Annotated in this window: 25 protein-coding genes; 9 read left to right on the forward strand and 16 right to left on the reverse strand. The window is 70.3% G+C overall.

Features of this window, described 5'->3' with window-relative positions; genetic code table 11:
• Positions 1-38: 38 nt before the first annotated feature.
• From OHA77_RS19490 to OHA77_RS19500, 3 genes are all read right to left on the reverse strand, one after another.
• Positions 39-1,004, reverse strand: a complete 966-nt coding sequence (locus OHA77_RS19490; protein WP_406319460.1) for an asparaginase — start codon at positions 1,002-1,004, stop codon at positions 39-41.
• Positions 1,005-1,118: 114 nt separating this feature from the next.
• The gene (locus OHA77_RS19495; protein WP_406319462.1) at positions 1,119-1,421 is read right to left on the reverse strand and encodes a transcriptional regulator; all 303 of its coding nucleotides are present in this window, start codon (positions 1,419-1,421) and stop codon (positions 1,119-1,121) included.
• Positions 1,418-1,870 carry a hypothetical protein gene (locus OHA77_RS19500; RefSeq protein ID WP_406319464.1) on the reverse strand — a complete coding sequence of 151 codons (453 nt, stop codon included), beginning with the start codon at positions 1,868-1,870 and terminating at the stop codon, positions 1,418-1,420. The genes OHA77_RS19495 and OHA77_RS19500 overlap by 4 nt, the downstream gene beginning before the upstream one ends.
• 250 nt (positions 1,871-2,120) lie before the next feature.
• Here OHA77_RS19500 and OHA77_RS19505 point away from each other — a divergent pair, with 250 nt between their 5' ends.
• Both OHA77_RS19505 and OHA77_RS19510 read left to right on the forward strand, forming a co-directional pair.
• Complete coding sequence (locus tag OHA77_RS19505) at positions 2,121-2,771, forward strand: RNA polymerase sigma factor (protein ID WP_406319466.1); 651 nt, start codon at positions 2,121-2,123, stop codon at positions 2,769-2,771.
• An 8-nt stretch (positions 2,772-2,779) separates the two neighbouring features.
• Positions 2,780-3,052 (forward strand): anti-sigma factor family protein, encoded by a 273-nt coding sequence (locus OHA77_RS19510; protein ID WP_406319468.1) that lies wholly within the window; start codon positions 2,780-2,782, stop codon positions 3,050-3,052.
• Here OHA77_RS19510 and OHA77_RS19515 read toward each other — a convergent pair.
• Entirely contained in the window at positions 3,017-3,301 is a 285-nt protein-coding gene (locus OHA77_RS19515; protein ID WP_406319845.1) for an anti-sigma factor family protein, read from the reverse strand. The genes OHA77_RS19510 and OHA77_RS19515 overlap by 36 nt on opposite strands.
• A 122-nt stretch (positions 3,302-3,423) precedes the next feature.
• Here OHA77_RS19515 and egtA point away from each other — a divergent pair, with 122 nt between their 5' ends.
• The 4 genes from egtA (at position 3,424) to egtD (ending at position 7,799) form a co-directional block, all read left to right on the forward strand.
• Complete coding sequence (egtA, locus tag OHA77_RS19520) at positions 3,424-4,650, forward strand: ergothioneine biosynthesis glutamate--cysteine ligase EgtA (protein ID WP_406319470.1); 1,227 nt, start codon at positions 3,424-3,426, stop codon at positions 4,648-4,650.
• Positions 4,647-5,948, forward strand: a complete 1,302-nt coding sequence (gene egtB, locus OHA77_RS19525; RefSeq protein WP_406319471.1) for an ergothioneine biosynthesis protein EgtB — start codon at positions 4,647-4,649, stop codon at positions 5,946-5,948. Before egtA ends, egtB begins: the two co-directional genes overlap by 4 nt.
• Positions 5,949-6,656, forward strand: coding sequence for an ergothioneine biosynthesis protein EgtC (gene egtC / locus OHA77_RS19530; protein ID WP_406319472.1), 708 nt, complete (start codon positions 5,949-5,951; stop codon positions 6,654-6,656). It abuts the gene before it with no gap.
• A gap of 162 nt (positions 6,657-6,818) precedes the next feature.
• Complete coding sequence (egtD, locus tag OHA77_RS19535; RefSeq protein ID WP_406319474.1) at positions 6,819-7,799, forward strand: L-histidine N(alpha)-methyltransferase; 981 nt, start codon at positions 6,819-6,821, stop codon at positions 7,797-7,799.
• A gap of 68 nt (positions 7,800-7,867) precedes the next feature.
• Here the strand turns inward: egtD and OHA77_RS19540 are convergent, their stop codons facing one another.
• From OHA77_RS19540 to OHA77_RS19555, 4 genes are all read right to left on the reverse strand, one after another.
• Positions 7,868-8,512, reverse strand: coding sequence for a response regulator (locus OHA77_RS19540; RefSeq protein ID WP_406319476.1), 645 nt, complete (start codon positions 8,510-8,512; stop codon positions 7,868-7,870).
• The gene (locus OHA77_RS19545; RefSeq protein ID WP_406319478.1) at positions 8,503-9,606 is read right to left on the reverse strand and encodes a sensor histidine kinase; all 1,104 of its coding nucleotides are present in this window, start codon (positions 9,604-9,606) and stop codon (positions 8,503-8,505) included. The genes OHA77_RS19540 and OHA77_RS19545 overlap by 10 nt, the downstream gene beginning before the upstream one ends.
• Before the next feature lie 361 nt (positions 9,607-9,967).
• Complete coding sequence (locus tag OHA77_RS19550; protein WP_406319479.1) at positions 9,968-11,974, reverse strand: endo-1,4-beta-xylanase; 2,007 nt, start codon at positions 11,972-11,974, stop codon at positions 9,968-9,970.
• 484 nt (positions 11,975-12,458) lie between these two features.
• Complete coding sequence (locus OHA77_RS19555) at positions 12,459-13,328, reverse strand: oxidoreductase (RefSeq protein ID WP_406319481.1); 870 nt, start codon at positions 13,326-13,328, stop codon at positions 12,459-12,461.
• A gap of 94 nt (positions 13,329-13,422) precedes the next feature.
• On the opposite strand from OHA77_RS19555, the gene OHA77_RS19560 reads away from it, so the two are divergent.
• Positions 13,423-14,055 carry a DNA-binding response regulator gene (locus tag OHA77_RS19560; protein ID WP_406319483.1) on the forward strand — a complete coding sequence of 211 codons (633 nt, stop codon included), beginning with the start codon at positions 13,423-13,425 and terminating at the stop codon, positions 14,053-14,055.
• Positions 14,056-14,178: 123 nt separating this feature from the next.
• Here the strand turns inward: OHA77_RS19560 and OHA77_RS19565 are convergent, their stop codons facing one another.
• On the reverse strand, positions 14,179-14,574 hold the full coding sequence (locus tag OHA77_RS19565; protein ID WP_406319485.1) for a spore-associated protein A: 396 nt from the start codon (positions 14,572-14,574) through the stop codon (positions 14,179-14,181).
• Between the two features lie 586 nt (positions 14,575-15,160).
• On the reverse strand, positions 15,161-15,562 hold the full coding sequence (locus OHA77_RS19570; protein ID WP_406319486.1) for a spore-associated protein A: 402 nt from the start codon (positions 15,560-15,562) through the stop codon (positions 15,161-15,163).
• 456 nt (positions 15,563-16,018) lie between these two features.
• Here OHA77_RS19570 and OHA77_RS19575 point away from each other — a divergent pair, with 456 nt between their 5' ends.
• Together OHA77_RS19575 and OHA77_RS19580 are read left to right on the forward strand one after the other, a co-directional pair.
• Positions 16,019-17,101 (forward strand): DUF6745 domain-containing protein, encoded by a 1,083-nt coding sequence (locus OHA77_RS19575; protein WP_406319488.1) that lies wholly within the window; start codon positions 16,019-16,021, stop codon positions 17,099-17,101.
• Between the two features lie 10 nt (positions 17,102-17,111).
• Complete coding sequence (locus OHA77_RS19580; protein WP_406319490.1) at positions 17,112-17,549, forward strand: hypothetical protein; 438 nt, start codon at positions 17,112-17,114, stop codon at positions 17,547-17,549.
• Positions 17,550-17,649: 100 nt separating this feature from the next.
• Here OHA77_RS19580 and OHA77_RS19585 read toward each other — a convergent pair whose 3' ends face one another.
• From OHA77_RS19585 to OHA77_RS19610, 6 genes are all read right to left on the reverse strand, one after another.
• The gene (locus OHA77_RS19585; protein WP_406319492.1) at positions 17,650-18,129 is read right to left on the reverse strand and encodes a MarR family winged helix-turn-helix transcriptional regulator; all 480 of its coding nucleotides are present in this window, start codon (positions 18,127-18,129) and stop codon (positions 17,650-17,652) included.
• Positions 18,130-18,211: 82 nt separating this feature from the next.
• A complete protein-coding gene (locus OHA77_RS19590) occupies positions 18,212-19,066 on the reverse strand; it encodes a YceI family protein (RefSeq protein ID WP_326826838.1) in 855 nt (284 codons plus the stop codon).
• Positions 19,067-19,242: 176 nt separating this feature from the next.
• A complete protein-coding gene (locus tag OHA77_RS19595; RefSeq protein WP_406319494.1) occupies positions 19,243-21,660 on the reverse strand; it encodes an MFS transporter in 2,418 nt (805 codons plus the stop codon).
• Between the two features lie 183 nt (positions 21,661-21,843).
• Complete coding sequence (locus OHA77_RS19600; RefSeq protein ID WP_406319496.1) at positions 21,844-22,056, reverse strand: hypothetical protein; 213 nt, start codon at positions 22,054-22,056, stop codon at positions 21,844-21,846.
• A 392-nt stretch (positions 22,057-22,448) separates the two neighbouring features.
• Positions 22,449-23,696 carry a sensor histidine kinase gene (locus OHA77_RS19605; RefSeq protein ID WP_406319497.1) on the reverse strand — a complete coding sequence of 416 codons (1,248 nt, stop codon included), beginning with the start codon at positions 23,694-23,696 and terminating at the stop codon, positions 22,449-22,451.
• 85 nt (positions 23,697-23,781) lie between these two features.
• Positions 23,782-24,438 carry a response regulator transcription factor gene (locus OHA77_RS19610; protein ID WP_326826835.1) on the reverse strand — a complete coding sequence of 219 codons (657 nt, stop codon included), beginning with the start codon at positions 24,436-24,438 and terminating at the stop codon, positions 23,782-23,784.
• Between the last annotated feature and the right edge of the window lie 94 nt (positions 24,439-24,532).

The following is a 24,532-nucleotide window of genomic DNA, read 5'->3' on the forward strand; positions in this document are numbered from 1 at the left end:
GTCTCGCGGCGAGGAACCGACCGGCCCCGGCCCCGCGGTCAGAGCCTGGCGAACCAGTCGCGCACGGCCGCCACCCCGCCCGTCCCGAGGGCGACCATCAGCGCGCAGCGCGCCTTCGAGGGCGGGAGACCGCGGGCTCCGATCGCCCCCATCTTCCCCGCCAGGCCCGAGCCGAGGGGCAGGTCGTCGAGCGGAACCTCGCGCGTGCGGCTCCGGGAGGCGACGACCACCGGGATGCCCCACTCCGTCAGCTCGCCGATCGTCGTGAAGAGATCGACCGGCACGTTGGCCGTACCGGTGCCCTCCAGCACGACTCCCCGGGCGCCGGCGTCCACGACCGCGGTGAGCAGCACGGGATCCATCCCCGGGTAGGTCTTGATCAGGGCCACGTCCGTCTCCGGATCCCCCGCCGTCACCGGTGGCCGGGGCGGCGGTACGGCCCGCAGCTCGACCTTCCCGTCAGTCACGTGCCCCAGCACCGGGTGGGGCGCCGAGGAGAAGCCCGCCACACTCGTGGCGTCGGCCAGGGTGGCCCAGCGGGCGGCGTGCAGCCCGTCGGCGACGCACACGACGGCGCCGGCGCCGCGCAGTGCGGGATCGGCGGCGGCGGCCAGGGACGCGGTCAGATTGCGCGGGCCGTCGGCCGACGGGTCGTCCATCGGGTGCACGGCGCCGGTCAGGACGATCCCGCCGCGCTCCGCCGCGCGGCCCGCGAGCAGGTCGGTGAGGAACGCGGTGTCCTCCAGGGTGTCGACGCCATGGGTGATCACGACACCGTCGAACCCCCGCTCAAGGATGGCCGAACGGGCGCGGCGGGCCAGTCCCAGCATGGTCGAGGGTGAGGTGTCCCAACTGGGCTCCGCCATCACGTCCTCGGCCACCACCTCGACCGCCGGCGCGGCCGACGGTAGGGCCGCCAGCAGTTCGGCCCCGGATGCGACGTGCGGGGGACGGCGGGAGTGGGCGATGGTGTCACCGGTCGCCAGCAGCAGCACGCGCTTCACCACATGATCCCTTCGATGGTCGCTCCGCGGCCCTCGGGGCAGGCCCGGCGGGGCGGGACCGGGCACTCCCCGCACCGCCGTCCTCTTTATAACCCATAGATGACCCCAATGGGGTTATTTGCCGACGATCGCTCGGAGGGCGGCGACGTGGGCCTGGTAGGCGGCGCGACCGGCGGGGGTGAACTGGAGCCACACGCGCTGCCGGGTGTCGCGGGTGGCCTTGCGCTGCTTGACGTAGCCGGCCTCGATCAGCACGCTCACGTGCTTGCTGAGCACGGAGGCGCTGACGTCGAGCCGTTCCTGGACCGCACTGAACTCCACCTCGGCCACCGCGTCCAGCAGGGCGCAGACGCGCAGCCGGTTCGGTGCGTGGATCGTCGCGTCGAAGCCGTCCGCGGGCTCGCGCACGACCGTCATGCCTGCCTCCGAACACGTCGCTGGTGGTAGTAGCCGATACCGAGGATGGTGCCCGCACCCAGGACGGCTGCCACGATCCACCCCCACTCCTGGCCGTAGGCCAGGTCGAGCACGGCGGCGGCAAGGTAGATGACCACGAGAGGCACCACCGCGGGCCACACCTCACGCCCCTTGGCCTGCCTGAGGAACCCGACCTTCTGTACGTACAGTCGCACCGTCAGCCCGATCCCCACCGCCATGAGCAGGACCACCACGACCGTGACGGCCGTCGGCAGCAGCTGGGCCAGCGCGGTCCCGCCGGCCAGGAGGGCCAGGAGGGGCATGTACCACCCCGGTATGGGGACGGCGTCGAGCGAGGAGCGGACCTGCTCCACTTCGTGGAGCGCGGCGCTCGCCTCTTCGGGGGTCGGTCGGGGAGTGGGAGCACCGGATCCATCGTGTGTTTCCATATAGGAAAGTCTGTCACTCGCTTTCCAGTTCGTCAACACACAACTTTCCACAACGGAAACAAAAGGGTGGCGGGTGCCCCGGATCACGCCGGAGTCTCCCGGGGCACCGGTGCGAACAGCCCGGCTCCACCCGCCGGGCGGGAGAAGGTGTCGGTCCGGTTCCGGGCGGGAATCTTCTCCTCTGCGTACTGGCCTCGCTCCGGAAGCGCTTCCCCGAAGGTTCCAGAGGCCCGACCAGGAGGAGACGATCGTGGAGCCCTTGCCGGGCGGTGGACTGCCCCCGGACGACGTCGTCGTCGCGGCGCTGCGCGCCGGGGACGAAACGATGTTCGCGGCCCTGCTGGACACCTGGTCGCGGGGGATGCTCTGGCTGGCCCGGTCGCACGTGTCCACCAGCGACTCGGCGGAGGAGATCGTCCAGGACACCTGGCTGGCGGTGATCCGGGGAATCGACGGCTTCGAGGGCCGCTCGTCGGTCAAGACCTGGGTCTACCGGATCCTGGTCAACACGGCCAAGAAACGGGGCGTGCGGGAGAACCGCACGGTCCCGTGGAGCAGCGTCTTCGAGCAGGAGCGACCGACGGTCGACCGTGCACGCTTCCAGGGCGCGGGCGACCCCCTTCCCGGATGCTGGAAGGAGCTCCCCGCCGTCTGGCCGACTCCGGAGGGCGAGGTGCTCGCGGCGGAGGTGCGCGGCCGGATCGCGGCGGCCCTGGCCGAGCTACCCCCCAGGCAGCGAGCGGTGATCACCCTCCGCGACGTCGAGGGGTGCACATCCGAGGAGGTCTGCGAGATCCTGGAGATCTCCGCGGCCAACCAGCGTGTCCTGCTGCACCGCGCCCGCGCGTCGGTGCGCGGGCGGCTGGAGGAGTACTTCGAGACGGCGAGGCGGTCGGCGTAGTGGAATCAGTGCAGGATCTAGACGGTAAGGCGGTCAGCGTCGTGAAGCGGTTCAGCTGCGACGAGTCGGTGGAGCTCGTCACCGCCTACCTGGAGGACGGGCTCGACGGGCCCACCCGCGACCGGTTCGCCGAGCACCTCGGCGCCTGCGAGGGCTGCGTACGCTACCTCGCCCAGTTCCGCACCACCCTCGTCACCCTCGGCGACCTGCAATCCGAAGGCCTGCCCGGTGAAACGCGCGAGCGGCTACTGTCCGCCTTCCGGGAAAGAAGGCGTCCCTGAACCGAGGAAGGCACCGCACAACCTGCTGAGCACCCGATCGGGGACGACTCCCGCCCCGAGGCAGCCGAGCACCCGGACCGTCACCCGGATCTGCTCCAGATGAACGGCGCACGCGGCGCATGAGGCCAGGTGGCCTTCGAGGGATCGCCGCCGGCCGGCGGGCAGTTCCCCTTCGAGGTAGTCCGTGACGAGCCCCGCAGCCTCCCGGCAGCCGGTCGCCCGCCCCCATCGCGATCCGGCTCGCATCATCCCCACCCGTGTTCCATACGGCGTAGTTCCGGCTGCGGATCGATCCGTTACACCCGGCCCCCTGTAACGCTCGTGCGACTCGCGGGTCTATAGATCCGTACACATCGGACGAAGGGGGCGTGATGACCGATCTGGCCGCCGAGGAGACTCTGGTCCGGGATATCTCGGACGTGGAGGATTTCGCCCGAGGCTGCTTCCTCGGCCCCGCCGGGGACCAGGTGGGAGTCGAGCTGGAGTTCCTGGTCTTCGACCGCGAGGATCCCGGCCGTCAGGTACCGGTGGCCAGGACCGCCGACGCCCTGCCACCGCTGCCCGGCGGGAGCCGGGTGACCTTCGAGCCGGGCGGCCAGCTTGAGCTCTCCGGCCCGGCCGGACCGCTGCCGGAGGCGATCGCCGGCCTCACCGCCGACGTCGACGCCACGCGCGCGGCCCTGCGGGAGGCGGGCCTGGTGCTGGCCGGGGTGGGCCTCGATCCGATACGGCCGGCGCGACGACAGCTGCGCCTGCCCCGCTACGAGGCGATGGCCGCGTTCCTCGGCATGCCGTACGGGGCGCTGATGATGTGCTCGACGACGTCGATCCAGGTCAACCTGGATCTGGGAGAGCGGCCCGCGGTGCGGTGGGAGCGCGCGCACCTGCTGGGACCCGTGCTGATGGCGGCCTTCGCCAACTCACCGCTCAGCGAGGGCCGGCCGTGCGGGTGGATGTCGGGCCGCCAGGCGGTGTGGGAGAACCTCGACCGCACCCGGACGGCCCCCGTTCCGGCGTCCGCCGACCCCGCCGCGGCCTGGGCCGCCTACCTGCTCGACGCCCGGCTGATGCTCGTGCGCGAGGAGGGGGAGCGGTTACGTGTCATCCGCGACGGTTCGACCTTCCGTGACTGGCTGACCGCACCCACCCGCCCGCTGACCCTGGTGGATCTGGCCTACCACGCCACGACGATCTTCCCTCCGGTGCGGCCTCGCGGCTGGCTGGAGATCCGCTACCTCGACGCCCAGCACCCGGCGAACTGGCCGGTGTGCGTGGCGGTGACCCACGCCCTCGTGACGGACGACCGCGTGGCGGACGCGGCGATGGACGCGGTCGAACCGTACGCGGCGATGTGGCCGCAGGCGGCGCGGCGCGGCCTGGCGGACCCCGGGCTGCGGAGGGCGGCCGAGACCTGCTTCCGGGCCGCCCTGGCGGCGATGCCCCGCCTGGGCGTGTCCGCGGCCCTGACCCGTGAGGTGGCCGCGTTCGCCGACCGTCACGTGACCCCCGGCCGCCCGCCGGCCGTGGACCTGCTGGAACTGGTGAAAGGGCCGGCCCGGCGTCTGCCGGCCTGGCTGACCGAGGAAGGACAGGTATGAGCGACTTCAAGGAACGGATCGCCACGGAGCTGACCGCGGTGCGGAACCGGTCACTGGCCTACACCGACACCGAGGACGACCTGCTCCTGCGGCAGCACTCGCCGCTGATGTCCCCGCTGGTGTGGGACCTGGCGCACGTGGGCAACTACGAGGAGCTGTGGGTGCTGCGGGAGGCCGGGGGGATCACCCCGCTGCGGCCCGAGATCGACGATCTGTACGACGCGTTCAAGCACCCTCGCGCGAACCGCCCGAGCCTGCCCATGCTGGGCCCGGTCGAGGCGCGCCACTACATCGAGGGCGTACGCGGCCGGGTGCTGGACGTCCTCGACTCGATCGACCTGCACGGCCCCGACCCGCTCCATCGGGACGGCTTCGTCTTCGGCCTGGTGATCCAGCACGAGCACCAGCACGACGAGACGATGCTCGCCACCCTGCAACTGTCCAAGGAACCCGGGCTGGTCCGCGACGGCGTCCTGCCTCCCGGCAGGGTCACCGGCGAGGAGGAGGTGTTCGTCCCCTCGGGCTCCTTCCTGATGGGCACCGACATCCAGCCGTGGGCCTACGACAACGAGCGCCCCGCCTACCGGATCCACCTGCCCGGCTACTGGATCGACCGCTTCCCGGTCGGCAACGGCGCCTATGCCGCCTTCATCGAGGACGGCGGCTACGACGATCCGCACTGGTGGGCACCGGAGGGCTGGCGGTGGCGGCAGGAGAGCCACGCCACCGCCCCGCTGTTCTGGACCAGGGAGGGCGGCACCTGGTGGCGCACCCGCTTCGGCCGGACCGAGCCGGTGCCCATGGAGGAGCCCGTCCAGCACGTGTGCTGGTACGAGGCCGACGCCTACGCCCGCTGGGCCGGCAGGCGGCTGCCCACCGAGGCCGAGTGGGAGAAGGCCTGCGGCTGGGACGCGGCGGCCGGACGGGCGCGGACGTACCCGTGGGGTGACGACGTTCCCCGGCCCGACCGGGCGAACCTCGGCCACCGGGCGGCCCGGCCCGCTCCGCTCGGCGCCTTCCCCGCCGGGGCGAGCCCCTACGGCGCCGAGCAGATGATCGGGGACGTGTGGGAGTGGACCGACTCGGTCTTCCTGCCCTACCCCGGTTTCCGCAGCTTCCCCTACCGCGAGTACAGCGAGGTCTTCTTCGGCAAGGACTACCGGGTGCTCCGCGGCGGGTCCTGGGCGGCCGACCCGGCCGCGGTCCGCACGACGTTCAGGAACTGGGACCATCCGATCCGGCGGCAGATCTTCTCCGGTTTCCGCTGCGCCCGGTCCGCCTCCCCGGAGGAGGTGTAGATGTGCCGTCACGCGGCCTGGCTGGGTCCGCCCCGCAGCCTCACCTCACTGATCCACGAGCCCGGGTACGGCCTGCTCCGGCAGTCCTACGCCCCGCGGCTGCAGCGCTACGGCACGGTCAACGCCGACGGTTTCGGCATCGGCTGGTACAACGACGCCACCGGCCCGGAACCCGTCCGCTACCGGCGCGCGGTCCCCATCTGGACGGACGCCAACCTGCCCGGTCTCGCCCGGGCCGCCCGCTCGGGCTGCCTGCTGGCCGCCGTACGGTCGGCCACCGTCGGCATGCCGATCGAGGAGACGGCGACCGCGCCCTTCGCCGACGGGCCGTGGCTGCTCAGCCACAACGGCCGCGTCGAGCGGGAGGCGGTGCGGGAGCTCGCCGACGACGCGGAGAGCTCCTGCGACTCGGCCTGGCTCGCCGCCGCGGTGTTCGTACGGCGGCGCCTGGGCCACCCGCTCGGCGACGCGCTGGCGGAGGTCGTCGTCCATGCCGGGACGAAGGATCCCGAGGCCCGCCTGAACCTGCTCGCCTGCGACGGCACGTCGATCGCGGCGACCGTCTGGGGCGACACGCTCTTCCTCCGTCTCGACGACGGCGTGCTCGTGGCGAGCGAGCCGCTGGACGACCGGTCCGGCTGGCAGGCCGTACCGGAGCGGAGCCTGGTCCTCGCCTCACCCGCCGGCGTGCGCATCCAGCCGCTGTGAGCGAGATACCGGCGGGAGGAGGACTTTGAGCACAGACCGGCGGGCCGCAAATGGCCGGTCCGTGACCGGACAGCACGAGATCACCGTAACCACAGCACCCCGGTCACGGGCCGGCGAGCCGGCAGGCGAGAGGGACCGTGACCCATCGACCCAGGAGGACCCGTGTCCGTCAGCCAGTCAGCCGTACACCTGGTCAACCACCTCGATCACGACTACCTGCGCCAGGCGCTCGAACACGACGTCCGCACCGGGCTGGCGTCGACACCCAAATGGCTGCCGCCCAAATGGTTCTACGACGCGGCGGGCAGCGAGCTGTTCTCCCAGATCACCCGGCTGCCGGAGTACTATCCGACCCGTCGCGAGCTGGCCATCCTGCGCAGGGAGGCGGTGGACATCGCGGCGCGCAGCGGCGCGGACACCCTGGTCGAGCTCGGCTCGGGGACCAGCGAGAAGACCGTCCTGCTGCTGGACGCGCTCTCCGTCACGGGGACGCTGCGCACCTACACGCCGGTGGACGTCGACGCGGTCACCCTGGGCGATGCCGCGCAGCGGCTCACCGTCCGCTATCCCGACCTGACCGTGCGGGCGGTCTGCGCCGACTTCGAGCGCCAGCTGGCCCTGCTGCCCCGTCGAGGGCGGCGGATGGTGGCCTTTCTCGGCGGCACGATCGGCAACCTCGATCCGGCGGCACGCGAGGTGTTCCTCAAGGAGCTGCGCGCCACCCTGCGGCCCGGGGACACCTTCCTGCTCGGCGCCGACCTGGTCAAGGACACCGGGCGGCTGGTCGCGGCCTACGACGACGCGGCCGGGGTGACCGCCGCCTTCAACCGGAACGTCCTGCGGGTGGTCAACCGGGAGCTGGACGCCGACTTCGAGCCGGACGCCTTCGAGCACGTCGCGATCTACGACCTGCGCAGCGACTGGATCGAGATGCGGCTGCGCGCGACCCGCGCCATGGACGTGCGGGTCGACGGTCTCGGCCTGACCGTCTCCTTCGCCGACGGGGAGGAGATGCGCACCGAGATCAGCGCCAAGTTCCGCCCCGAGGGGCTGCGGCGGGAGCTCACCGCGGCCGGGTTCACGGTGCTCCACCACTACACCGACCCCACCGGGGACTTCAGTCTGGTGCTGGCCGGGGTGTGACCGGCCGGCCGCCGACGGCCTGCGCCGCCGGCCCGGCAGGTGGTGCGGTCGACAGCGTCGACTCCGGCTCAGGAGCCGAGGTAGCGCAGGACGGCCAGAATCCGGCGGCTGTAGCCGGTGGCGTGGGACAGCGACAGCTTGTCGAACAGCGCGTTGACGTGCTTTTCCACTGCGCTCTGTGAAACGTGCAGCGCCTGGGCGATCGAGGCGTTGGTCATGCCCTGGGCCATCAGTTCCAGCACCTCGCGCTCTCGGGCGGTCAGCCGGGCCAGGGGGTCGGCGTGGCTGGTGCGGGCCAGGAGCTGCCGTACCACTTCCGGGTCGAAGGCCGCGCCCCCGGCGCCGACCCGCTCCAGCGCGTCCAGGAAGTCGCCGACCTGCGCCACCCGGTCCTTGAGGAGATAACCGACGCCTTCCACGTTCGAGCTCATCAGCTCGGTGGCGTACTTCTTCTCCACGTACTGCGACAGGACCAGCACCTTGACCTCCGGCCAGCGCCGCCTGATCTCCAGGGCGGCGCGTAGTCCTTCGTCGCTGTGCGTGGGCGGCATCCGTACGTCCACCACCACCGCGTCGGGCTCCTGCGCCGCGACCGCCTCGACCAGCGCCTCGCCGTCGCCGACGGCGGCGAGGACCTCGTGGCCCTCCTCGTTCAGCAGCCGCACCAGGCCCTCACGCAGCAGGGTGGAGTCCTCGGCAAGGATCACCCGCACGGCAGCTCTGCCGTGATCGTGGTGGGCCCGCCGGCCGGGCTGGTCACGGTGAAGCGGCCGTCCAGCGCGGCCACCCGCCGCGCCAGCCCGGACAGGCCGCCGCCCGCCGCGTTCGCCCCACCGATTCCATCGTCGTGTACGCGCACGACGACCATTGTGTCGCGTTCGCGAACCTCGACGGTGACCGCGGTGGCCCCGGCATGCTTGGCCGCGTTGGTCACCGCCTCGCTGGCCACGAAGTACGAGACCGTCTCCACCGCCGTCGGCGGGCGCGCGGACAGCTCGCACACGACCTTGACCGGGATGCCGGCGCGCTCGGCCACGCCGGCCAGCGCGTCGGCGAGCCCGAGTGAGTCCAGTCCCGAGGGATAGACCCGCCAGGCCACCTCGCGCAGCTCGACCAGCGCCTGCTGCGCCTGCTCGTGCACCTGTGCGAGCAGTTCGGGCCGTCCCCGGCGGGCCCGTCCGACCAGCATGGACAGTGCCACCAGCCGCTGCTGCAGCCCGTCGTGCAGGTCCCGCTCGATCCGGCGCCGCTCGGCGTCGACCGCCGCCAGCACGCCCGCGCGGCTCTCCGCCAGTTCCGTGATGCGGCGGCGCAGCACCTCGGTGGGGTCGGGGGCGAGCATCCGCACCGCCAGCCGCCGTTCCAGTGCGTGCGCGCCCACCAGGCCCGACAGGTTCAAAAACAGCAGAACCACCCCGGCCAGGGCGGCGTAGGCCAGCAGTGGCGCGGTCGGCAGCATGCCGTCGACCGGCAGGCCCCTGCCCCAGGACCAGCCCAGGACTCCGGCCACCCCGAGGCCGCAGACGAGCAGGGCGACCGTCATGCCGCCGAGGATGCCCACCGGCAGCCTGGCCGCCAGGTAACGCACCTCTTGCCCGTCGGAGCGGGTCGCGTCGAGGCCCAGGGCGACGGGGTCGAGCCGCAGGCGGCGGGCTTCGAGCACGGCCAGCCGCCGCGCCGCCTCCCGCACGGCGCCACGGCGGGCGAACGGCAGCACCGGCAGGAGAAAGACGAGACCGACCAGGGCGGTGACGGTCCCGAGGATCACCGCCCCCAGCAGGTGCAGTCCCTTAGCCACGGAGTGCATGCCGCCCCCTGCGCCGCTCGCCCGGCGCTCCGAGGGTCTCCATCAGTTCGATCAGCCAATCCGACATGCCTCAGAGGCTAGGAGCGATCATCCTATGTCCGGAATGAGGTGCATGGCCGGTTCGAGGCTGCGGAAAACCGCAGGTACCGGCAGGCGCCTCATTCCGCCAGGCGGGCGGTGCGGCCTGCCGTCCCTGGCCGGAAACGTCTTCGACGGGCTGGGCCCGGCACTCGGCGGGTGAACGCGCCGGTGCCGGCATTCCTTGGGCTGATGATCGTAGCGCCGTGTGGTGGGGCGATCGGGAGATCACCCCACCACACGGCCTTCTTGCCGGTTGTCACTCAGGGCTTCGGCGCGGGTGTCAGCCCACGCGGCAGGAGACGGACGGCCAGGTCCAGTTCCCGCCGTGCTGGATCGTGAAGCCGAAGGTGTTCCCGTTGCCGTTGGGCTTCATCGTCATGACGTTGCCGCTTGCGTCCCAGCTCGGGGTGCCGTTCCAGGTAGCGATGATCTTCTGTGGGCTGCGCACGGTCGTCGTGACGATCCACGAGTTGGTACCCGAGACCGTGACCGACAGATTGAACCGGTCGCTCCACTGCTGCCCCTGGGAGATGGTGGCCGTGCAGCCGCCACCGCCGGTCGGGGTCGGCGTGGGAGTCGGCGAAGGCGTGGGGTCGGTGCCGCCGGTCGGTGCGACGGCCCTGCCGGTCGACGGCGAGATCATGCCGGCGCACAGGTTGCGGCTCTTCAGGCCCGCGACGATCTGCGGAATCGCAGCGATCGTCGTCGCGTAGTTGTCGTGCATGAGGATGATCTGGCCGTTCTGCAGGGTGCCGGCGGCCTGCACGATCTGGGCGGTGCTCGCGCCGTTCCAGTCCTGCGAGTCGACGTCCCAGATGATCTCGGTGAGGCCGAGCTGCTGCTCGATCGACTTGAGCGTGGAGTTGGTCTCCCCGTACGGCGGCCGGAACAGCTTCGGCGCGGTTCCGGTGATCTGCTGGATGGCCTGCTGGGTCTGCTGGAGTTCAGACTGGATCTGTGAGCTGCTCAGCTGGGTCAGGTGCGGGTGGGTCCAGCTGTGGTTGCCGATCCACATCCCGGCGTCCTGCTGGGCTCTGACCAGCGATGCGTTGTTCTGGGCGTTCTGACCGACATTGAACAGCGTGGCCCGCACCCCGTTCGCCTTCAACGTGTTCAGCAGCGTGTTGGTGGTGCTGGGGTTGGGTCCGTCGTCGAAGGTCAGGCCGACGTATCCGGCGCTGCAGTCGCCGCCGCCAGACGTGGGGGTGGGGGTCGGAGTGGGGACGGTGGTGCCGGAGCCGCCGAGGGCGGTGAGGACCGCGTCGTAGGCCGGCTTCTTGTTGTAGTTGTTGTCGAAGAGCAGCGGGGTGCCGCTGCTGCGCCATGAGTAGTGGTCGGGGATGCCCCACACCGTGATGCCCGTACAGCGCGACACCGCCAGGCAGGCGTTGACGACCGACCGGTAGCTGTTGGCCTGGGCGGTGCCGGAGCCTTCGATGTCCAGCTCGGTGATCTGCACGTCGACGCCGAGGGCGGCGAACTGCGCGAGATTCTGCTGGTAGTTGCCCGGGACCGGGGACTGGCTGTTGAAGTGGGACTGGAAGCCGACGCAGTCGATCGGCACGCCGCGGGCCTTGAAGTCACTGACCATGTTGTAGACGGCCCTGGTCTTGGCGGCGTTGGCGTCGTCGGTGTTGTAGTCGTTGTAGCAGAGCTTGGCGTTGGGGTCGGCGGCCCGGGCGGTCCTGAAGGCCTCTTCGATGAAGCCGTTGCCGAGGCGCTGCTGGAAGACCGAGTTGCGCCGGGCCCCGCTGCCGCCGTCCTCGTACGCCTCGTTCACCACGTCCCAGGAGTGGATCTTGCCCTTGTAGTGGGCCATCACGCCGTTGATGTGGTTGTTCATCGCGGTGCGCACGTCGCTCGCGGAGGACAGGCCACTGACCCAGCCGGGCAGCTGCGAGTGCCACACCAGGGTGTGGCCGCGGACCTTCATGCCCTTGCTCTGTGCGCGGTTGACGATCTGGTCGGCGGGCCCGAAGTTGAACGAGCCGCGGGAGGACTCGACCGTGTCCCACTTCATCTCGTTCTCGGGGGTGACGGAGTTGAACTCACGGTCGAGCACGGTGGCGTACGACGATTCGCCGAGGTGGTTGGCGGCGACGGCGGCGCCGAAGTAACGACCCTTCTCGGCGGCGGCCGCGCCGAGTGTGCTGGCTGCGCTGGCCGGGGCGGACAGGGCCACGGCAAGAGCTGCGCTGAGGACACCGACGGTGCCGAGAACGAGCGCGTTTCGAACACCCGAGCGGCCCATGTGATACCTGCCGTGCGGGACGGCTTTGTCGATCATGTCCGTTCCTCCAGTGGAACATTGATCGGAAATGGGGGATGTGCGTACGGTGCCGCGGTTCGCCGCGGCACCGTACTTAGGTCGCAGAGCCGCGTTGAGCCGGCGGTCTGCCGCTGGGCACCCGGGTGCAGATCTGGAGAGCTCTACTCGGGACTCATTCTGTGAATGCCTACGAAATGTGTCAATAGATTTCCGTAATGTTTCGAAAAAATGAATGTTTCATAGACTCTATACGTCTGAATACCTGGAAAAACCCACCGAAAACTTTCGGGATTCGATTAGGCTATTTCTTGGTGACCGTGCCTTTTCCGCAGGTGGGAATGGGACCCCTGACCAAGAACACGGAGTGTCGGAACACCGCAGCCCGTGGCCGGCGGAAGGCCCCGCAGTAATCGCGGAAAATACCACGGATATGGGCTTGACCTGCATGGACAGAGCTTGGCCTGCCGTCCGCGTGACCATGTTCACCAGGAGCCTCCGCAGATCACTCGATCGTGTTCAAGCGGGACAGGTCGTCGTCGCTCAGGCGCAACCCGGCGGCCCCGATGTTCTCCTCGAGGTGCGCCGGGTTGCCGGTGCCGGGGATGGCGAGCACGTTCGGTCCCTTGTGGAGCGTCCACGCGAGCCTGACCTGCGCTTCACTGACGCCGTGCGCCTTCGCGACCTCGCTGACCGCGGCCTGTTCGGTGCCGCCGGCGATGGCGAAGAACGGCACGAACGCGATGCCGTGCTCGGCGCAGAGCTCGACCAGCGCGTCGTCCTCGCGGCGCGTAGAGAGTCCGTACTGGTTCTGGACGCACACGACCGGCGCGATGTCGAGTGCCTCAGTCAGGTGGTCGGCGGTGATGTTGGAGATACCGAGGTGCCGAATGAGACCTTCCTGCTGAAGTTCGGCGAGCGCGCCGAATCCCTCGGCCAGCGACCCCTCACCGCGGTCGAGACTCTGCCCGAGACGGAAGTTGACGACGTCGAGGTGGTCGAGCCCGAGCTGGCGGATGTTCTCCTCGACCTGGCCGCGAAGCGCCTTCTTGGTACTCACATGCAGGAAATCGCCCGCCGGGTCACGACCGGGGCCGACCTTGGTGGTGATCACCAAATCATCCGGGTAGGGCGCGAGCGCGCTGTTGATCAGCTCGTTGGCGGCGCGGGTCGCGGAGAAGTAGAACGCGGCTGTGTCAATGTGGTTGACGCCCAGTTCGAGGGCCCTGCGCAGGACTTTCTTGGCGGTCTCGCGGTCACTGGGCGTGCCGTCGGAACGCTGTGCGAGACGCATGGCGCCGAAGCCCATGCGGTTGACGGTGCGGTCGCCCAGCTGCCATGTGCCCGCAGCCGTGGCGTCGATCGATGTGGTCATGGCTCCAGCCTGTCCACGCCGGGTTTCCGCTGCTCGGATTGGCAACTTCCTGCCGCCTTCGACAGCTGGGGCTGTCTTCGGTGACACTGGAGGCATGAGTGTGGTAACCACCGTCCGCGGCGAGGAGGAGCTGTTCGCGCGCACGGCCCACCTGTTCGCGACGGCCAGTGAGATCACGTGCGCGGCGCGGGACCTGAACACGTGGGCGGCGACCAGGCGTGCGCCGGACAGCCTCGTCCAGGAGACGGAGCCGAAGATGCGGAAGCTGTACCAGTCGGGGATGCTGCTGCACCCGCCGACCGCGCAACACGTGCACACGGCCGCCGCGCACGGCGCCCAGGTCCGCGTCACGCAGGACGACATCAATGAAACGGTCATCATCGACCGCCGCTTCGCGATCCTCGCCGGTGACCTCAGCGAGGGCCGGCGCAGCTACGGTGTGGTGACCGAGGCCGCGGTGGTGCAGAACATCCAGTCACTCTTCGACGCCGCGTGGCGGTCCGCGACGGAACTGGCGGTTTACCGTGCGCAGCACGCTGACCTGACCACGCTCGCGCCCCAAGTGATGGAGCTGCTGGCGTCGGGCTGTAAGGACGAGAGCGCGGCGCGGACGCTGGGCCTCGGTGTGCGCACCTACCGCCGCCGGGTGGCGGAACTGATGACGGCGCTGGGCGCCGAGTCCCGCTTCCAGGCAGGCGTCCGAGCCCGCGAACTGGGCCTGATCTAGCTGCTCCGGGATCGGGGAACCCGGAGACAGCCATTCACGCGTCCGTCGGCGGTGGAGGAGGTGCCACCGCCGACGGCATCGAGCATGTCGGCCGACGGATCCACGCAGGACCAAGAGCCTTGATCAGCCGCAGTGCTCAGAGGGCGAGGTGTACTGCGTGCTGCCGTAGTTGCCGCCCCACTGGATGCACTGCCCCTTGGCGGAGAGCTTTACCGGGCCGGCGTAAGTCGAGTAGTTACCCGGGTCCGCGACCCAGGCCCACCCCCCGGCCCGGATCACGGCGTTGACGTAGGTGCTGTTGGGGCTGTCCTTCCAGGTGACCACGCAGTTGGTGCTGCCGTTGTAGAGCAGGTAGACGGTGGCCTTGCCCAGGTCGTGCTGGTCGATCACGTGGTAGGAGCTGCCGCATGCCCCGATCGGCGTCGATGCCGCCATCGCCGGGCTTCCGGTGGCGAGGGTCCCGGCGAGCGCGGCCACGGTGGCGACCGCGAGCGCGGCTCCCTGCTTCAATCTGCGCACAGAAAATCTCCTGAGGGGTAGTCGTTCGGCGAAGCCGAGATCATCTACGGCCACGCAACCCACCGGGCTGCAGACGTCGAGATACGCACACCCTTTCGGTGGCGCCCCGACAGAAGACGATCGGGCAGGCCGGACCCGTGACGGAGGCCATCAAGTTCCACGGTTTCCGGGCAGCCATAATTGATCTGTGGCAGCTACGGTATACATACTTGTTAGGTAGGAGTCAAGAGCGGCAAAAGCCTCGTTCTCCTCTGCGGACCCGTCGATGCGGAGGGCCGGCGACTCCCTGCGTGCGGTTCCCGGGACGGGCCGGGAACCCGTTTGTCTCACGGCCTTCGGCTCCGTGCGCACGTACCGCCGGGTGGCGGAACTGATGACGGCGCTGGGCGCCGAGTCCCGCTTCCAGGCAGGCGTCCGAGCCCGCGAACCGGGCCCGATCTAGCTGCTTCGGGATCGGGGAAGCCGGAGACAGCCATTCACGCGTCAGCGGCGGTGGAGGAGGTCCCACCGCCGACGGCATCGAGCGTGTCGGCCGACGGCATCGAGCGTGTCGGCCGACGGATCCACGCGGGACCAGGGGCCTTGATCAGCCGCAGTGCTCAAAGGGCGAGGTGTAATACGCGCTGCCGTAGTCGCCGCCCCACTGGATGCACTTCCCCTTGGCGGAGATCTTCACCGGGCCTGCGTAAGTCGAGAAGTTACCCGGGTCCTGGCCCCAGGTAGTGCTCCCCTCGACGCGCATCACGGCGTTGACGTAGGTGCTGTTGCGGCTGTCCTTCCAGGTGACCACGCAGTTGGTGGTGCCGTTGTACAGCAGGTAGACGGTGGCCTTGCCCAGGTCGTGCCGGTCGATCTCGTGGTAGGAGCCGCCGCCGCAGGCCCCGATCGGCGTCGATGCCGCCATCGCCGGGCTGCCGGTGGCGAGGGTTCCGGCGAGCGCGGCCACGGTGGCGACTGCGAGCGCGGCTCCCTGCTTCAATCTGCGCACAGAAAATCTCCTGAGGAGTGGTCGTTCGGTGAAGCGCGATCATCTACGGCCGCGCAACCCGCCGGTCGGCAGACGTCGTGGTGCGCGCACCCTTGCGGTGGCGCCCTGACAGAAGACGACCGGGCAGGCCGGACCCGTGACGGAGACCCGTCGAGTTCCACGATTTCCGGGCGGCCATAATTGATCACTCGCAGGAAAGTTATACATACTTGTTAGGTAGACGTCAATGGTGGCAAAAGCCTCGTTCTCGTCTGCGGGCCCATCGATGCGGAAGCGCCCGTTCACGCCGGCGGCTCCCCGTACGCGGTTCCCGGGACGGACCGGGAGCCCGTTTGTCTCGCGGCCTTCGGCTCCGTGCGCATCGAGGGCGGCATGCGTCCGCGCTGGACATGCGCCGGGTCGATCTGTCACCATTCCTGCCATGATCTTTGGAAAGGACGACGCCACCCTCATCCGGTGAGCGCTCTCGTGCAGCGGGAAGCTGCTGAAATCCGCGAAGAATGGCTGGGCCGGGCGTTGTCGACGCTGCCCGCCGACCGTCCGGCCGCGGAGGCCGCGATCTCCGAGCTCTACCACCGGATCGGGCTCGCTCCACCACGTTTCCACTGGGTCCCGTCACCGGTCGGGGCTCTGACGACCGTCCCACCGGGTGTGCGTTCCCGGCCTTCGAAGGCCGCCGCCCACACGTCGGAATGGCCGCTGCCACCCCGGTTCTCCGCCCTGATGAGGGAGCTGTGCCGCGGACTCGACGCCCAGGTCAGATGGGTACATCAGCCGATGGACCGGCTGATCCGCCAGGAGGTCCGCAGCTCGCTTTCCCGGTCCACCAACGGTTCGCTCCTCATTCCGGTCCGGGCGGCACACGACGCGCAGTCCTACCCGGGGAGCGGCTGGTACGGGACGCAGTGCGTCTCCTGGATCGCCCACTACGACGCCCTCCGCCGGGCGGCCGGCGTGGTCTTCACTCCCGAGCAGACCCGGCAGCTCGACCTGTGGGCGGCAGCGGCCCGGTCATCCGGCTGGTGGTGGCCTCACGAGGACGTGTGCGTCATCTCCGAGCGGCCCGTCGCCGTGCACACGGAGGTGTGGGGCGACGACGGCGAAGTGCGGCTGCACTGTGCGGACGGCCCCGCCGTGCGTTACGCGGACGGGTGGGACGTGTACTCCTGGCATGGGACGCAGGTGCCCTCCTGGGTGATCACGGATCCGAGCGTCCAGCGGATCGCAGCGGAGGGCAACGTCGAGGTCAGGCGGTGCGCGATCGAGCACATCGGCTGGGCGTCCTACATCGGCCAGGCCGGGCTGCGGCTGGTCGCCGCCGCGCCGGACCCCGGCAACCCCGGCTCGGAGCTGCGGCTGTTCGACATGCGGAAGGAGACCAGGGTGCTCCTCGCGGTCAACGGATCCCTGGAACGCGACGGGCGCCGTCGCCGGTACGGGCTGACCGTGCCGGGCTTCTTCGACGATCCGATCGCCGCCGCCGGCTGGACCTACGGGCTGTCCGCCGAGCAGTACTCCCTTCTCGTCCGCCGAACCTGAGGTGACTTCCATGACTGTGACTCTCGCATCACTCTCCCAGCAGACCGGGCTCACCGTGCTCGACCACCTCGAGCAGGCGGCGAGCATCCCGGTCGTCGACGGGCTCCAAGCCCAGGGCGACCTCATCGTCATCCCGCGCTCCGTCGTCGCGTCGTCCGTACAGTTCTGGACCGCTGCCAGTTGGACGGATGTGCCCCCCGAGGGGGTCGAACTGCTCCGTGGCGCGGCCGGGGGCAATCCGCACACGCTCGTCGCCGACCCGGGCACCTGCCGGTGGACGACCGATGTGTCGGACTCCGACGGGCTGGCGATCGGCATCTTCGAGACCTCGGCCGTCGCCTACCTGCTGCATCCCGAGCACGGGGCCACCGGTTGCACGCCGGGTGCCTACGTCGTCCGGCGGCAGCGCGAGCACGAGGGGCGCAGGGCCCGCTTCGTCGCGGACTGATCTTTGGCGCACTCGGCAGGGTGTCCGCCGGGGACGGCCTCTCCCACGGGAACCCGGCGGCCGAATGCCGCACGCTCGCCGCCGCCGGGGCCGGGCCGGGTCAGGTGTCGCCAGGCGTGTCGGTGAGGGCGTTGAAACGGGCCAGCATCTGGGCCAGCGACCGCACGTCCTCTTCCGGCCAGGCGGCGAGCATCGCGTGGTAGCGCTCCTGTCGGGCCGTCCGCGCGCGGCCGAGCTTCACCCGCCCCTCGTCGGTCAGATTCAGCAGGTGGGCGCGGCCGTCCAGCGGATCGGGCTCACGCCCGATCAACCCCAGCCCCTCCAGGACCTTGAGCTGACGGCTGATGGTCGCCTTGCCGACACAGAAGTAGGTGGCCAGGTCGCTGGAGCGCGCCGGAGCCACCTCTCCGATGCGCACCAGCAGCCCGTACGCGCCGGGCTCCAACTCCGGGTGCACCACGCGGCCCAGCTCCGCGGACAGCGCACGGGAACGCCGGAGGAGGACACCGAGCTGGTGCTCGACCGCGCAGTGGGCCCCGTTCCCGTCGATGGGAACCGGCGCCGCCTGTGTCTCGGTCATCGTGCCTCCTCCCTTCGGGTGGTGATGATTATCCGCCATCTCCGCAGAGCCGGTCATCCCTCATCCGGTGGAACGATCAGATCTACGGCGCGAGTTCCCCCTGGACCGCCTGGACGTCCAGCTCGACCTTCAGGGTGGCCCCGATCAGCGAGATCCCCGCCTGCACCACCTGGTTGTAGTTCATCGCGAAATCCTCGCGGCGCAACTCGGTGACGGCGTGGAACGCGGCACGCAGGCCACCCCACGGGTCGGGGCTCGTGCCGAGGTAGGTCAGGTCGAGATCGACCGGGCGCGTGATCCCGCTCATCATCAGGACCCCGTGCAGCGTCCACCGGTCCGGACCGGCGGCGGACAGCCCGGTGCTCCAGTAGGAGATCGTCGGATACGACTCGACATCGAGGAAGTCCGCCGAACGCAGATGGTCGTCACGCGTGTCGTTGCCCGTGCCGATCGACGTCGCGTCGATCTCGACGGCGACGCTGGACGCCTCGGCGGTCGCGCCGACCTCGATCCGGCCGGAGAACTCGGCGAACCGTCCCTGCACGCTGGACAGCCCGAGGTGCTGCGCGGTCGCGGACACCTTCGAATGCGCGGGGTCGATGGCCCACCGGCCGGGCGGCGGCAGTTCCACACCGCCCTGCCGCGCGAGCACGAGTGTGCCCAGCTCGGCGGCGCCGGAAGCGGTCGCGATCGCCGTCGACGCGATGGGCGCGTATCCGGCCGCGGTGACGACGGCGGTGTAGACGCCGGGCGCCAACGGCTCGGTCAGCACCGCGCCTTCGGCGTCCGTCTCCGTCCGCACGACCTGGTTGCCGGACATGTCAGTCACGGTGACAATCGCGTACGGCACCGCCCAGCCGTCCTTCGTCCGCACCAGGGCATGCAGACCGCGCCGCCCCGAAGGCGCGCTTTCGAAGTCCTGAGGGCTGGTGTACATGGTGATCCTGCTTTCGCTCGCTTACTGGGGTGACCGCGCCCGGTGTGCCGGGCGCCTCGCTGCCGGGCTCCGTTCCCAGCCCTGTCGGGCCCCGGCCCCGGCTCCGCCGCTGCCGGGCTCCGCTCCCAGCCCTGCCGGGCCGGTCCCTCTTCGTGGGCGCGGCCCGGCGACCGATGTCACTCCGGGTGGCCGAGCCAGAGGTCGTGCCCGTCGTCGCCCCGGCCGGTCAGGGTGAGAGAGCTCGCCACCGGCGGGTATCCGGTGGCGATGACGGTGTACTGGCCGCCGGTGAGGTCGGCGAAGGCGTACTCCCCGTCCTCGCCGGTCGTCGCCGTGCCGACGACGTTGCCCGCCCCGTCGAGCAGCGTGACCCGGGCGTCGGCGAGCAGGTCGCCCCGGCTCCCGGCGCGGATCGTGCCGCGGACCCGGACACCGGCCGACAGTTCGACGTCCTGCGTGGTCTGGCCGGTGCCGACCTCGACCGGCACCGCCACCGGACGGTACGCGCCGGCGCTGACCGCGATGGTGTAGGTCCCCGCGACGACGCCGCTGAAGCCGTAGACGCCGTCCTCGCCGGTCAGACCCGTGGTGACCACCTCTCCGCGCACGTCCGTCACGATGACCATCGCCTGGTCGACCGGCTTGCCCTCCGTGTCGCGCACGGTGCCGGTGAGCTTGCCGGAGCCCGCGAGCACCAGGTCGAACTCCAGCGGATGGTCGCCGACGACCAGGGTCGCGACCTGCGGATCGTGCTCACCGGCCGAGGCGATCAGGACGTACGTGCCGCTGCGGGGGGCCCACAGGTTGTATGTGCCGTCGGGCTGGGTGGTCGCACGGCCGAGCTGGTGTCCCCGTACGTCGATCAGGGTGAGGGTGGCGTGGCCCACCGGAGTTCCGTCTCCACTGCGGATGCGGCCACGGATTCCGCTGCTCTGGAGCTCCGACGTGTACGCCGTGCTCTGGGCCGGTTCCCGGGCCGGGGCGGAGCCACTGAAACCGCGCTGATCGGCGGTGCTCGCAGCCATCCGCTCCTGCGCCTCGCGGTGGGCGTGGCGGCCGGATGCCGTGCCCCTGGCCGGAAGCGCGTCGCTGTCCGCCGGGAGCGGCTCGCTGTTGGAGGACCGCAGCGGGACCTCCTTGATGAAGAGCATGACGATCAGCGCGAGAAGCGCCAGGGGTGCGCCGTACAGGAACACGTCTCCGACACCGTGGCCGAACGCGGCCTGGACGACCGCGCGGACCGGGGCGGGCAGCGCGGAGAGCTTCGGGATCGTGCCGTCGTCGGCGGTGTTCTGGATCCCCAGCTCGGCCAGGCCGTCCGTGGTGTACTGGGCGACCCGGTTGGTCAGCACCGCGCCGAGTGCCGCGACGCCGGCCGTACCGCCGAGTGTGCGGAAGAATGTGACCACCGAGCTGGCGGTGCCCAGTTCCTGCGGCCGCACCTGGTTCTGCACGGACAGGACGAGGTTCTGCATGGTCATGCCGACGCCCACGCCGGTGAGGAACATGTAGATCGAGGTGAGCCAGTAGTTGGTGTCGGCGCGCAGCATGCCCATGAGGGCGAATCCGGCGGTGAGGGAGATGCCGCCGATGATCAGGAAGATCTTCCAGCGGCCGGTGCGGGAGATGAGCTGCCCCACGACCGCCGACGACAGCGCCAGTCCAAGGATCATGGGCAGGGTCATGATCCCGGCCATCGTGGGCGACTCGCCGCGAGCCAGCTGGAAGTACTGGCTGAGGAACGTCGTGACGCCGTACATCCCGACGCCGACGAACAGGCTGGCCAGCACGGCCAGAGTGATCGCCTTGTTGCGGAACAGCCGCAACGGGACGAGGGGCTCCGCCACCTTCATCTCCACGAGCACGAAAAGCAGCGCCAGCACGACCGCGCCGCCGACCATCGCACCGGTCTGCCACGACAGCCAGTCGTAGTCGGCGCCGGCGAAGGAGATCCAGATCAGCAGCAGCGAGGCCGCGGCGGAGATCAGTACGGCCCCGCTCCAGTCGACCTTGGCCTTGCGGGTGGACACGGGGAGGTGGAGGGTCTTCTGCAGGACGATCAGCGCTATGACGGCGAAGGGTACGCCGACGTAGAAGCACCACCGCCAGCCGAGCCACGAGGTGTCCACGATGACACCGCCGATCAGCGGGCCGGTGACGGTGGCGAGGGCGAAGACCGCGCCGATGTAACCGGAGTAGCGGCCGCGCTCGCGCGGCGAGATCATCGCCGCCATGACGACCTGGACCAGGGCGCTGAGACCGCCGACACCGATGCCCTGGACGACCCGCGCTCCGATGAGCATCCCGGGGTTCTGGGCGAGACCGGCGAATGCCGAGCCGGCGACGTAGATGACCAGACCGGCCTGGACCAGGAGCTTCTTGCTCACCAGGTCGGCGAGTTTGCCCCAGATGGGAGTGGAGACCGTGAGCGCGAGCAGGGTCGCCGTGATGACCCAGGTGTAGGTGGTCTCGCCCGCGTGCAGATCGGAGACGATGGTGGGCAGCGCGTTCGACACGACGGTCGACGACAGGATCGACACGAACAGGCCGAGCAGCAGTCCCGACAGCGCTTCCATGATCTGCCGATGTGTCATCGGAGCATCCGAATCGGGTGCCGCTTCCCGCGCCTCGGCCGGTACTGCGGTTGTCATTGAGATCCTTTCACTGTCTGCACCGTGCGGGGGAGACGAGCGACGCGGGCACAGTGCGCGTCGGAGCCCGTGCGGAGCCCGGCGAGGAGGGCTGAGAGCCCGGTGGTCTCCTCGTCGGACCGGTCGTCAGGGAACGTTGCGGGCAGGCGGGTCGAGGTGAGTGGCTTCCTCGTCACACCCGCCGTCGGGTGCGGGCCGTACCCGCCGGACGTGGAGGCTGGGGGGCCGGGCCACGTCGAGCCGCCGGACGGTCACCCGCCCACCGGCCGTCGGCCGATGGGCTTTCAGCGACTCGGCCGACCGGCCGACAGGTGCCTCGCCGCACCTCTGGGGTGTCACCGGGGGCATGAGATCCGTCCCGGAACCGGTGAACGGCACGTCTCGTCTGACCGCTCCGGTCACCGCGTGCGTGTCGTCCGGCCGGACAGGTAGTTCTCGTGGACGTCCCCCAATGACCTGATCGCTTAAATCTGGTTGCCTCGGGCAAATATATATAATTGCCCGAGGCAACCTGTCAGTGGGTGTGCGTCATTTTTTTCTGATCTTGATCCGGGCTCGGCCGTGAACCACCGGAGTGCCTGGTGGCACGGCGATCGGGAGAGAACGCCTCTCCCGGGCCTGTGACCGATGCCTCACCGAGCCCGGCGAGGCCAGGAGCCGCCCGCAGGTGGTTCCGCTGGTTCCGCGCCACGGCCGTCGGTGCCGCGGCACGGACGGAGGCAAGGAGACGGTCACCCGACCTGGACGGGACAGGCGGGCAGAATCACGGTCACGGTCAGGCCGCCGCCCTCGCGTGGGCGGGCGGCGACCTCGCCGCCGTGGGCCTGGGCGACGGAGCGCACGATGGACAGGCCGAGCCCGGCGCCCTTGGCGGTGACCAGACGGTCGGCGCCCAGCCGGCGGAACGGCTCGAAAAGCGCCGGGATCTCGTACGGCGGCACCACCGGTCCGGTGTTGCCCACCTCCACCTCGACCCGGCCGTCCTCCCGGGTGCGGCTGGTGACGCACACCCGGCCGCCTTCGCCGAGGTTGTGCCGGATGCCGTTCTCCACCAGGTTGTGCACCAGCCGCTCCAGCAGAAGAGCGTCGCCGGTGGTGGGCGCCTCGGCCGCCCGCTCGTGCACGGCGACACCGGCCCGCTCGGCTTCCGGGGCGGTCTGCGCGACCACATGGCCGACCACGTCGGCCATGTCGACCGGGAGCCGCTCGGTGATCTCGTTCTCCGAGCCGGCCAGCAGCAGCAACCCGGTGATCAACCGCTCGTGCCGGAAGTTGATCTCCAGCAGGCTCTCGCCGAGCTGCTTGACGTCCTCGGAGGCCGACTTGCGGTGCATGGCCAGCTCGACCAGCGCGCGGCCCAGGGTCAGCGGGGTGCGCAGCTCGTGCGAGGCGTTGGCGACGAAGCGGCGCTGCCCGTCGAAGGAACCGTCGAGCCGCTCGACCATGACGTCGAAGGTGTCGGCGAGATCCTTGACCTCGTCGTCCGGGCCGCGCAGCGCGATGCGCTCGTGCAGTCCCCGGCCGGCCGCCGGGGCCGCGGCGATCCGCCGGGCGGTGTCGGTGACCCGGTGCAGCGGGGCCAGCACCCGGCCGGCGACCAGCCAGCCGAAACCGGCCGCGGCTCCGCCGACGACGACCAGCGCGATCCCGCCCAGGGTGAGCAGCGAGGTGGTCGCGGCGTCATGCAGCGTGGTCTGCTGCTCCCTCATCCAGTTCTCGGCATCGGCCCCGGTGATCGATTCGCCGTTCTTGCTCAGGAACAGCATCTGCCGCCTCGGCGCCGCGCTGCCCGCGGTGGCGGACGGGTCGGACTTCTCCAGGGTGAGGATCTTCGGTGCGGAGCGCGTGAGCTGCTGGTTGAACAGCGCATACGTGGTGCCGAGCAGCACCATCCCGGCGACGAGGAACAGGCCGCCGTAGAGCAGGGTCAGCCGGGCCCGAAGGGTGATGCGCTGCGGCAGCAGTCTCGGCGGGTTCATCGAATCTCCTTGAACGTGGATACCTCCGCCTTCGGGCGGGGGAGGAAACGCGTGGGAACCCCCTCCCTTCGGAGCGGGGACGACGTCAAGGGATCCGGTACCCCACCCCGGTGACGGTCTCGATGATCGGCGGTTCGCCGAGCTTGCGGCGCAGCTTGAGAACGGCGATCCGGACGGCTCCGGTGAACGGGTCGGTGTGCTCGTCCCACGCCTTCTCCAGCAGGTGCTCGGCGGAGATCGCGGCCCCGTCGGCCCGCAGCAGCTCGGCGAGGACGGCGAACTCCTTCTTCGACAGCGGCACGTAGCGGTTGTCGCGGAACACCTCGCGGCGCGCCGGGTCCAGGGTGATGCCCGCGCGCCGCAGCACCGGCGGCGCCGCCGGCCGGGAGCGGCGCCCGAGCGCCTGGACGCGGGCGGCCAGTTCGGGGAAGGCGAAGGGTTTGGTGAGGTAGTCGTCGGCACCGATCGAGAGGCCGGACACGCGGTCGGTGACCTCGGCGGCGGCGGTGAGCATCAGCACCCGCGCCGCCGAGCCGGCCTCGACCAGCTCGCGGCAGACCTTGTCGCCGGGTACGGCGGGCAGGTCCCGATCCAGGACGACCACGTCGTAGTCGTTGACGCTCGCGCGTTCCAGCGCCGCCGCGCCGTCGTACGCGACGTCGACCGCGTGCGTCTCGTCGCGCAGCCACTCCGCGATCGCGTCGGCGAGCAACGGCTCGTCCTCCACCACCAGTACCCGCATCCGTCGTCTTCCTCTCCCTGGGCCGGGGCCGCTCCGCACACCGACGCGTGACGGTCCCTGCGGCAATGGTCGCCGATCACTGCGTTTCCTCGCC

This window comes from Streptosporangium sp. NBC_01639 (assembly GCF_045209755.1).
In the GTDB taxonomy this organism is placed as follows: Bacteria; Actinomycetota; Actinomycetes; order Streptosporangiales; family Streptosporangiaceae; genus Streptosporangium.